The following is a 3,958-nucleotide window of genomic DNA, read 5'->3' as shown; positions in this document are numbered from 1 at the left end:
GCTGTCCAATTGAGGGAACGGTCTCCGAGGCAAAGAGGCACCTATGCATTACCCACAATTATTATGGGTAATTTTTGCTCTCTAATTTTTTATCATATACGTAATATTTTTTATCGTGGGAACAAGAAAATATGCGTATCTTGCATAAAATTAGAGGAAAGCAATTACTCGTAGCACTTATGGGTAATGCATAGAAAGAGGCACGGCGCGGGAAAGGCGCGATACCGCGGTCTGAGCAAGGTGGAAGCCCAACAGCTTCTCACAGCCACCGCTATAAACGTGAAGAGAAGGGTAGCAGCAGGACTGAAACTCAAACAGACAGGGAAAAAGTCTCTTACCCATCTCCGAACACCAACCCTTCGCCTCCCAGCCTAAATCCCCCTACAAAATAGAGAACTTTTTCAACAGTATCCCCGAAGTAGAGAGCGTAAACCAGCTCAACGACGACAGAATAGGGCGCATGCTAGACGCCATCTACGAGCACACCTGGCACATCTGGGGAGAACTCATCACCAACGCCGCCCAAACTTTCCAAGTAGACTTCCACAGACTCCACGCAGACACCAAAGCCCTAACCTTCGCCGGAGAATTCCCAAACCAACAAGAAGAAGCGGGAGTTCCCCGCCTAGAACCAGGATACAACCCAAAGGGGGTGTATGCAAAGCAGCTGAAGCTCTTCGCCCTAGTCACAGGAGACGGAGCCATCCCCGCATGGTTCGACACCCTTAACGGAAGCACCAGCGACAACCCCACCTACACCCCAGAGTTCGCAGCCTTCCGCGAACACGCCCAACTAGCCCACTTCCTCCCCCTAAACGAAACCATAATCCTTGGAGACCAAAAAATGACCTCCCTAAAAAACCAGCTAACTTGGCTACGACTGGGAATAGGCTACATAGGCCCCCTAACCATGAACAAAAACCACCGCGAGAAACTAACCTCACTACTAGCCTCAGGAAGACGGTGGGAGAAACTCCCCTACGTAGCCCAGAGGGACGCCGAAAAGCCAGAGGAAAAGGCCACCACCTACCTCGGCCTGGGAGAAAACGTGGAAATAAAAGACCCCGAAAACCCCGAAAAAACCTACACCGTACACCACCTCTACATCCAATCAAGCACCCCAAAAGCCCAAGAGGCTAAAAAACGCCAAAAGGAAATAGAGGAAATAGAAAAAGAGATAAAACGCATCCAGGGGCTGGTGAACAAATACGACTACCAGACCCCAGAAACAATCATACGCAGAGTGCAGCAGAAAGCCTTCAAGAAGCGGCGGGCTCAACGCTTCTTCAGGGTGGAGGTGGTTGAGCATCCCGACCGGGAGAACCCACTGGAGCTAGTCTACACCGTGGACTGGGAGCAGGTGGCACATGAAGCGGAGTTTGACGGAGTGTACCTGCTGGTAGCAGGAGGCTCAGCCACCCAACTCCAGGACCACGAGATTCTGGCAGAGTGGAAGGGACAGTACCGGGTGGAACACCGCTTCAGAATGCTGAACAGCATTTTCCTCGTCTCCCCCATCTTCTTAAAGACCCCGAAACGCATCGCAGCCCTCTTGTTCCTCATCATGGTTGGAGCTCTCGTGGCTGGGCTCATAGAGAGGCAGGTTCGACGTACAGTAACGGCTCAGAAGAAGCCTATAAGAGGGTTGATGCCTGAGAATCGTGACAACCTGCGTCCCACGATAAAGAGGATATTTAAAGCCTTCTCGGGCTACGGCATTGTGAAACTCAAAAACGCTAGGGGGGGAGGTCTTGACTGTTTTCTCAGATCTGACAAGCGTCCAAGCCCAGATTCTGGAAATGCTGGGGCTTCCTCCCCCAGCAGAGACGTTTTCACCAAAACCAGTGAAGGGGAGGCAATCGCTCAGGAAAGGGGAGGGAGGAGTGGACTTGTGGGAGGTAGTTTGAAGAGAACATAGGACTCAAGATCCGTGGATCTTGAGGGCTGGTGCCGTGTGGCTTTAAGGAACCGCTTCACTAGCAGCCTTAAAAAAAGAGGCTGAACCCCACTTTACGCTGTCGGCGTGCCCGACTGAGCGATAGGCACGGGGTGCTCGCTTAAAGAGAGGATGGGGGCTCTCCTTAGGCGGAAGATAGTAGCGTTGTCGGGGGTGCTGGAAGATGCCACAATTACCGTCTGAGTATCCGGTTGCCAGGTCATCGATCTCTGATGGGGCAGAAGCCTCCAACCGCCGTACATCAGGAAAAATTCCAATAATGGAAACCTTTATGACAAAGTGCGGAATACAAGTATAATTCAAATTCATAAAAATTGAGGAGAATAAACTATGGCGAAGAAGAAGGAGGAAAAAATTGAGGGAAAAAAGGGTACCATGGCCTCACTTGGACTAGCATTCTTCGTAAACAACGCGGAGACCCAGGCCTTACCCACCTACTTCACGTCCATAGGAAGAGAATTCGCAGTGGCAAGAACAGCACTCGGCTTCATAACCACCGCCCGCTCCATAGTGCAAACAATCACCCTACCCATATGGGGATACTTATCAGACAGATACTCCCGCAAAAAAGTGCTACTAGCAGGCATACTAATATGGGCATTCACCACCTTCCTCGTAGCAATGAGCGGAAACTACGAACAGCTAATATTCTTCAGACTATTGACCGGACTAGGACTCGCAGCTATAGTACCTACCGCATTCTCCATAATAGTAGATATCTACAAACCCGAGGTTCGAGGAAGATACTTCGGCGTATTCTGGCTCCTAGGCATGCTGGGAATCGTGGTGGTAGTACCCATCCTGGGAGCCCTGGACGCACAAAGCATAACAGGCGGAATAGAATCCAACCTAACCCAACTACTCTTCCTACAATACATACCGGGATTCTTAAACTTGCTAAATAACGCCTTAGTCGTTGACTACTTTCTAAAACAAACCTTATACCTTGGAGCATGGAGAACCGGATTCTGGATGCTGGGTGCAGTATGTCTTGTAATAGCAGGAGTAGTATGGGTCTTTCTAAAAGAGCCGGTAAGAGGGGGAGCAGAAAAAGAACTGATGGACGTGATCACAAAAGAGAATGTCGAAAAATTCAAGATTGACCGCAAATCAGTGGGCGGCATTCTAAGAATACCAACCATGTGGGTCATAATCGCACAAGGACTAACAGGATACTTCCCCTGGATTGTATATCAGGTTTGGCTTATTCACTGGTTGGAAAGTGTGCGTTATCTTACTCCGGGGCAAGCTACTTTGGTTTTTGCGATGATTGTTTTGGGTTCAGCTATAAGCAGTGTTATAGGAGGTTTTCTGGGGGACAAGGCGGAGTTGAGGTTTCCGAGAAGGGGTAGGATAATAATTGCACAGATTTCGGTGTTCATAGGTATTCCATTGTCATGGGTGATTCTATTTGTACTTCAAGAGTTTACCTTGTTCTTGATTGTTGCTTTTATCACTGCGGTTCTTATTAACTGGCCGGGTAGTGCGGCTGTTTATCCCATAGTTGCTGCGGTAAACAAGCCGGAGGTTAGAAGTACTGCTTGGTCTTTTGAACAGACTTTCGAGCAGGGATTGTCGGCCTTCGCTGCGATACTCGTAGGTTTCTTTGCTGATAACATAAACGCGGGTATTGCTGGATTTTCTATGAGCTGGGTTAGCCCCTACATTGGTTTCTGGCTTATTTTCGGTACACCGGTGCTTTATCTCATACTTGTGTTATTCGTGTCAGGTCAATCCTTAACTTACTCCATGGCTGTGTTCGTCATTATTCCTTGGACTCTATCGTTCCTGTTCTGGTTCCTTGGATACAGGTACTATCCACGGGATAAAACGAAGGTAGTTGAACTATTGGAACAGCGGAGAAAAGAACTTGTTAAGAAATAGTTCAAAAATATCAGGCAGATACTTTCCCTTATTTTATTTTTTATTTTATTGATTGGCTTAGTGGGGTTCTGGTGCCAAATACGGTTGGTAAGGTTAATTTGTGGGTCACGCCATTCT

The 3,958-nt window shown here is 48.4% G+C and carries 4 protein-coding genes; 3 read left to right on the top strand and 1 reads right to left on the bottom strand.

Going from position 1 to position 3,958, the window contains the following annotated elements; genetic code table 11:
- Nucleotides 1-240 precede the first annotated feature (240 nt).
- Nucleotides 241-375, top strand: a complete 135-nt coding sequence (locus ACUVXA_RS17730) for a hypothetical protein (RefSeq protein ID WP_445872615.1) — start codon at nucleotides 241-243, stop codon at nucleotides 373-375.
- The gene (locus ACUVXA_RS17725) at nucleotides 341-1,918 is read left to right on the top strand and encodes an IS1634 family transposase (RefSeq protein ID WP_445872616.1); all 1,578 of its coding nucleotides are present in this window, start codon (nucleotides 341-343) and stop codon (nucleotides 1,916-1,918) included. The genes ACUVXA_RS17730 and ACUVXA_RS17725 overlap by 35 nt, the downstream gene beginning before the upstream one ends.
- Before the next feature lie 42 nt (nucleotides 1,919-1,960).
- Here the strand turns inward: ACUVXA_RS17725 and ACUVXA_RS17720 are convergent, their stop codons facing one another.
- Nucleotides 1,961-2,188, bottom strand: a complete 228-nt coding sequence (locus ACUVXA_RS17720) for a hypothetical protein (protein ID WP_445872614.1) — start codon at nucleotides 2,186-2,188, stop codon at nucleotides 1,961-1,963.
- Between the two features lie 99 nt (nucleotides 2,189-2,287).
- Here ACUVXA_RS17720 and ACUVXA_RS17715 point away from each other — a divergent pair, with 99 nt between their 5' ends.
- Complete coding sequence (locus tag ACUVXA_RS17715; RefSeq protein ID WP_445872613.1) at nucleotides 2,288-3,841, top strand: MFS transporter; 1,554 nt, start codon at nucleotides 2,288-2,290, stop codon at nucleotides 3,839-3,841.
- Nucleotides 3,842-3,958 lie beyond the last annotated feature (117 nt).

This window comes from Candidatus Jordarchaeum sp. (genome assembly GCF_052745115.1).
Note: the sequence above shows the minus strand (reverse complement) of the source record. Positions and strands in the feature narration are given on the sequence as shown.